A 5,189-nucleotide genomic window follows, 5' to 3' on the forward strand; every position below is an offset into this window, starting at 1 on the left:
TCTGTGGGCCAAAAATAATCCCCGGCACCATCACTGTGGGAGCGGGCGTGCCCGCGAACACGGGCGAAGCCCGTGCCAGCCAGCTTTCATGAAATGTACGTCATGTATGCCTGAAGCGTTATAGGGCAGTGCTACGCTCGCGGAAATACTCAGCACGGACATTCACCATGGACATGAACTGGCACCAGGCCTTGCAAGAGAGCCTGAGTTGGCTGGCAATCGCCTCGTTCATCACCTTTGTCGGCTTCACATCCGCCGCTATTCTGGCCGTACGCTATACCCGCTGGGGCAGCCAGTTCTGGCAACTTGCGGGGCCTTATTTCAGTTACAAACGCAGTTGGCGGTCACTGCTGGTGTTTGCGTTGCTGCTGGTGCTGACGTTGTTTTCCGTACGCCTCAATGTGCTGTTCTCGTTCTGGTACAACGGGTTTTACAGCGCTTTGCAGGGGCTGGACCAAGGGGCATTCTGGTACCTGCTCGGGGTCTTCGCCGTGCTGGCCAGCATCCATGTGCTGCGCTCGCTGTGCTCTTTCTATGTGAACCAGGCCTTCAGCATCACCTGGCGGGTATGGTTGACCGAGCGCCTGACCGGTGACTGGATGCACGGTGATGCTTACTACCGTGGTCAATTTCTTGCCGAACCGGTCGACAACCCCGACCAGCGTATCGAGCTGGACGTAAACGCCTTCGTCAGCAACTCTCTGTCCTTGGCCTTGGGGGCAGTCAGTGCGCTGGTGTCCCTGGTGGCGTTCACCGGGATCCTCTGGGGGTTGTCAGCGCCGTTGGCCGTGGCCGGTGTTGAAATTCCCAGGGCGATGGTGTTTGCCGTGTACCTGTATGTGATCGTCGCCACCTGGATCGCCTTCCGCCTGGGCCAGCCTTTGATTCGCCTGAACTTCCTCAACGAAAAGCTCACCGCCAACTTCCGCTATGCGCTGATGCGCCTGCGTGAGAATGCCGAGAATGTCGCTTTCTACCAAGGTGCCGAGGTTGAGCGGGGCACCTTGCTGGGGCGCTTCGCGGCACTGATCGTGAATGCCTGGGCGCTGGTATTCCGAAACCTCAAGTTCAGTGGTTTCAACCTGGGGGTCAGCCAGGTGGCAGTCGTGTTCCCGTTCATTCTGCAGGCACCGCGCTTCTTCAGCGGGGCAATCAAGCTGGGTGACGTCATGCAAACGTCTCAGGCATTTGGGCAGGTGCAGGATGCACTGTCGTTCTTTCGTGAATCGTACGATACATTCGCGCAGTACCGGGCTACGCTGGACCGTCTGACCGGTTTTCTCGATGCCAACGCGCAGGCAAGGGCATTGCCGCGGGTACTCACCGCGGAGCAGGCCCATGCGCTGCAGATTGCCGACCTGAAAGTGCTGCGCCCGGATGGACACGCCCTGATCACTGATCTGAACCTGAGTCTGCAAGCTGGCCAGGCGCTGTTGATCAAGGGGCCTTCAGGCAGCGGCAAGACCACCCTGCTACGCGCCCTGGCTGGCCTGTGGCCCTATGCCGAAGGGGAGGTGCGGCGCCCACTGGGCCATCAGGCGCTGTTCTTGTCGCAGCGTCCCTATTTGCCTTTGGGGGACCTGCGCACGGTCATTGCCTACCCGGCGGTGGGGCAGCCCGAGGATCAGGCGCGTATGCAGCAGGTACTGCACCAGGTCAATCTTGGGCACCTGGCCGAGCGCCTGGAGGTCAGCTGCGATTGGTCGCATATTCTGTCGGTGGGCGAGCAGCAGCGCCTGGCTTTTGCCCGGGTTCTGTTCAACCGGCCGCAGGTGGTGTTTCTTGATGAGTCCACCTCAGCGATGGATGAGGGGCTCGAGCATGCCCTGTATGCGCTGCTGCGCTCGGAAATGCCTGGGGCACTGTTGCTCAGTGTCGGGCACCGCAGCACCCTGGCAGGTTTTCATACTCACCGGCTGGAGGTGGATGGGCGTGGCGGTTGGTCATTGGTGGCGCAGGCGCCTGCGCTGGCATAGTGTTCAGCATGCCTGCCTCGCAGCATGCCAAGCACTGTGCACCAGTCCGCCACCCGAGGCACTTGATGAAAGCTACCCGTTTGACCCTTATTTGCCATGCCCTGACTCAGGCCCAGAAGACCGGGCGCCTGCACTGCGCTGATGACGGCATCCTGCCGCTTTCGCAACCGCCGGCGCCTCTCCTGCCAGCGGTGCAACTGCTGACGGCGCCAGAGCGGCGCGCCTGCGAAACAGCGGCGTGGTTGTCGAGCACGGTGCATGTCGAGCCCGCCTTGGCCGATTGCGACCTCGGGCATTGGCAGGGCATGGCGCTGAAGCAGTTGCAGGCCGAGCAGCCGGAAGCGTTGGCCGATTGGTTGCAGGAGCCAGCCAGTAACGTGCATGGCGGGGAGTCGTTCGCTGCGCTGTGCCAGCGGATGGCCGCCTGGCTGGCGGCTTTCGACAGGCCGGGTGAATGGCTGGCGGTAACCCATCCGCAGGTCATGCGTGCCGTGCTGGTGCAGGTACTGGGCTGCCCGATGAGTGCCGGGCAGCGTATCGATGTGTTGCCGCTGTCACGCCTGGAACTGAGCCATACCGGGCAGTGGCGGCTGCGCCTGGGTGAGGTTCAGAACGCCAGCTTGTAGCCGATCAACAACAGCATGGCGGCCAGGCACGGACGCAGCACGCGGTCGGAGATCCGCCCGGTGAGGTGGCTGCCCAGGTAGATGCCCGGCAGAGAACCCAGCAGCAGGTAGCCCAGTAGCGACCAGTCCATATTGCCCATGCCGGCATGGCCAAGGCCTGCCACCAGCGTTAGCGGCACGGCATGGGCGATTTCCGTACCGACCAGGCGACGGGTGACCAGAAACGGGTACAGCAGGAATAACGCCACGGTACCCAGGGCGCCCGCGCCGATGGAGGTCAGTGTAACCATCACCCCCAGCACCACGCCGGTCAGCACGGTGAGGGTGTTCAGGGTACCTGCGCTGAGGTGGTAGTGATCGCCGGCATGGTGGCTGGCGAAAGCCTGCAGCCGCGATTTGAACAAAATGGCCAGCGCGGTGAGGATCAACACTACCGCCAGGCCTTGCTTGATGATGGCATTGAGCGCCGATGTGTCGGTATGCAGGGTGCTCAGGAACCACAGGGTCAATGCGGCCGCAGGCACGCTGCCGAGGCTGAGCAGGCCGGTGATCTTCCAGTCGATGTTCTTGTTGCGTGCATGCACCCAGACGCCACTGGCCTTGGTGATGGCGGCATAGAGCAGATCGGTGCCGACGGCCGTCGCCGGGTTGATACCGAACCACAACAGGATCGGGGTCATCAGCGAACCGCCACCGACGCCGGTCATACCGACGATGAAACCCACGACCAGTCCCGCAATGGTGAAACCAAAAGAACCTACATCCATACGCTACTCGACCGCCCAACATTGCCCGTTATCGGATGCAGCCAGCATATAGATTTTTTTATAGCCAAATAGACTTGTTCGTTATTAGGTTATAACCGCGTAGAGATGGGGGCGCTGGGCGCCCCCGGGTTCTCAGATCCGGAAACTCCCCACCAATTGCTTCAACCGGCCGGCCTGCTGCGCCAGTTGATCGCAGTGGCGCAGGGTTTCGTTAAGGTTCTCTACCCCTTGCTGGTTCAGCGCATTGATTTGGGTAATGTCCAGGTTGAGGCTTTCGACCACGGCGGTCTGCTCTTCGGTAGCGGTGGCCACCGACTGGTTCATGCCGTCGATCTCGCCAATACGCTGGGTGACGCTGGCCAGGCGCTCACCGGCCTGGTTAGCCACTTGCACGGTCTGCTCGCTGGACACCTGGCTGGTGTTCATGGTGTGCACCGCTTCGCGTGAACCGACTTGCAGGCTGGTGATCATGCGGTGGATTTCTTCTGCCGACTCCTGGGTCCGGTGGGCCAGGTTGCGCACCTCGTCGGCTACCACGGCAAAGCCTCTACCCGCTTCGCCCGCGCGTGCTGCCTCGATCGCAGCGTTCAGCGCCAGCAAGTTGGTCTGCTGCGAGATGCCTTTGATCACGTCCAGGATCTTGCCGATTTCATCAGTGCTGGCATTGAGCGTTTCAATCTGTGCGCACGATTCGCTGATGCGCTGCGACAGCGCTGTCATGGCGTTGATCGCTTCTTCCACCACTTCCCGGCCACCGTGGGCCTGTTCGCTGGCACCACTGGCATGCTGCGAGGCATCTGCGGCGTTGCGCGCGATTTCCTGGGTCGCGGCGCCCAGCTCGTTGATGGCTGCGGCCACGCTGTTGGTGCGCATGCTCTGCTCTTCGGAGCCACTGATCGACGCATTCGACGCGCTGACCACTTTCTCCGACAGGTCATGCACCAGGCGGGTGGCCGACGACACTTCGCTGATCGAGGCGTGAATGCGTTCGACAAAGCGGTTGAACGACGTTGCCAGTTCGCCGAATTCGTCCTGGTTCTGCACCACCAGACGGCGGGTCAGGTCGCCTTCACCCTCGGCGATATCGCGCATGGCGCGGCCCATGGTGGTCAGCGGGCGCATCAGTAGTGGAATCAGCAGGCCCAGCAGGCCGGCAATGGCCGCCACGGCAATCAGCATGGCGATGATGGCCGATGTGCGGAACTGGCTGAGTGCGGCGTAGGCCTTGTCCTTGTCGATCGACAAGCCGATGTACCACTGGGCCGAAGGCAGCCCGGCGACCGGCGCGAACGAAATGATCCGGTCCTGGCCGTTCAGGGTGACATCCTGCATGCCGGCAGCGACGCGTAGGTCGCTGCCGGGGTAGATGTCCTTCAGGTTTTTCATGACCTGGTCTTTGTTCGGGCTGACGATCACCTGGCCATTGGCATCGGCGAGGAAGGCGTGGCCGAGGCCACCGAAATCGACCGAGTTGATGATCTCCACCAGGGTATCGAGGGTCAGGTCACCGCCAACCACACCGATCATTTCCCCCGTGGCCTTGCTTTTCACCGGGGTGGCGATAGTGACCATCAGGCCGCCGACCGCACCCTGGTACGGTGGCGTCAGCACCGTTTGTCCGGCATTGGCCGCCGCTGCATACCATGGCCGTTGCCGTGGGTCGTAGCCGGCAGGCATCTGGGCGTCCGGGCGCTGGGTGAACACCCCATTGGCCTGACCGAGGTAGGTGAACAGGAAGTTGCGCGTGTAGGAGGGTTGCTCGATCAACCCGGCCAGGGTCTCGCCGGCACCCTGCTGGCCGATATCCTGGGCCAGGTTTT

The 5,189-nt window shown here is 62.0% G+C and carries 4 protein-coding genes and 1 pseudogene; 2 read left to right on the forward strand and 3 right to left on the reverse strand.

Annotation, left to right across the window (positions count from 1 at the left end; all coding sequences use genetic code 11):
* Window positions 1–167: 167 nt before the first annotated feature.
* Both APH30_RS25930 and APH30_RS25935 read left to right on the forward strand, forming a co-directional pair.
* Window positions 168–1,976: an ABC transporter ATP-binding protein/permease gene (locus APH30_RS25930; protein WP_054914131.1), complete on the forward strand. Its 1,809-nt coding sequence runs from the start codon at window positions 168–170 to the stop codon at window positions 1,974–1,976.
* 65 nt (window positions 1,977–2,041) lie between these two features.
* A complete protein-coding gene (locus APH30_RS25935) occupies window positions 2,042–2,602 on the forward strand; it encodes a histidine phosphatase family protein (protein ID WP_054914133.1) in 561 nt (186 codons plus the stop codon).
* Here the strand turns inward: APH30_RS25935 and APH30_RS25940 are convergent.
* The 3 genes and pseudogenes from APH30_RS25940 to mcpA form a co-directional block, all read right to left on the reverse strand.
* Complete coding sequence (locus APH30_RS25940) at window positions 2,584–3,369, reverse strand: sulfite exporter TauE/SafE family protein (protein WP_009682648.1); 786 nt, start codon at window positions 3,367–3,369, stop codon at window positions 2,584–2,586. The two genes, APH30_RS25935 and APH30_RS25940, sit on opposite strands and share 19 nt — an antisense overlap.
* 132 nt (window positions 3,370–3,501) lie before the next feature.
* Window positions 3,502–4,242 (reverse strand): methyl-accepting chemotaxis protein, encoded by a 741-nt coding sequence (locus APH30_RS30060; protein ID WP_370593823.1) that lies wholly within the window; start codon window positions 4,240–4,242, stop codon window positions 3,502–3,504.
* Window positions 4,243–4,404: 162 nt separating this feature from the next.
* Window positions 4,405–5,046: pseudogene (mcpA, locus tag APH30_RS30065) on the reverse strand (methyl-accepting chemotaxis protein McpA); the annotation flags it as partial.
* Window positions 5,047–5,189: the final 143 nt, after the last annotated feature.

Source organism: Pseudomonas sp. NBRC 111127 (genome assembly GCF_001320345.1).
In the GTDB taxonomy this organism is placed as follows: Bacteria; Pseudomonadota; Gammaproteobacteria; order Pseudomonadales; family Pseudomonadaceae; genus Aquipseudomonas; species Aquipseudomonas juntendi.

Excerpts from the sequence above, each read along its gene's own strand:
- APH30_RS25930 (WP_054914131.1), top strand. The coding sequence starts at position 168 with ATGGACATGAACTGGCACCAGGCCTTGCAAGAGAGCCTGAGTTGGCTG.
- APH30_RS25935 (WP_054914133.1), top strand. The coding sequence starts at position 2,042 with ATGAAAGCTACCCGTTTGACCCTTATTTGCCATGCCCTGACTCAGGCC.
- APH30_RS25940 (WP_009682648.1), bottom strand. The coding sequence starts at position 3,369 with ATGGATGTAGGTTCTTTTGGTTTCACCATTGCGGGACTGGTCGTGGGT.
- APH30_RS30060 (WP_370593823.1), bottom strand. The coding sequence starts at position 4,242 with ATGCGCACCAACAGCGTGGCCGCAGCCATCAACGAGCTGGGCGCCGCG.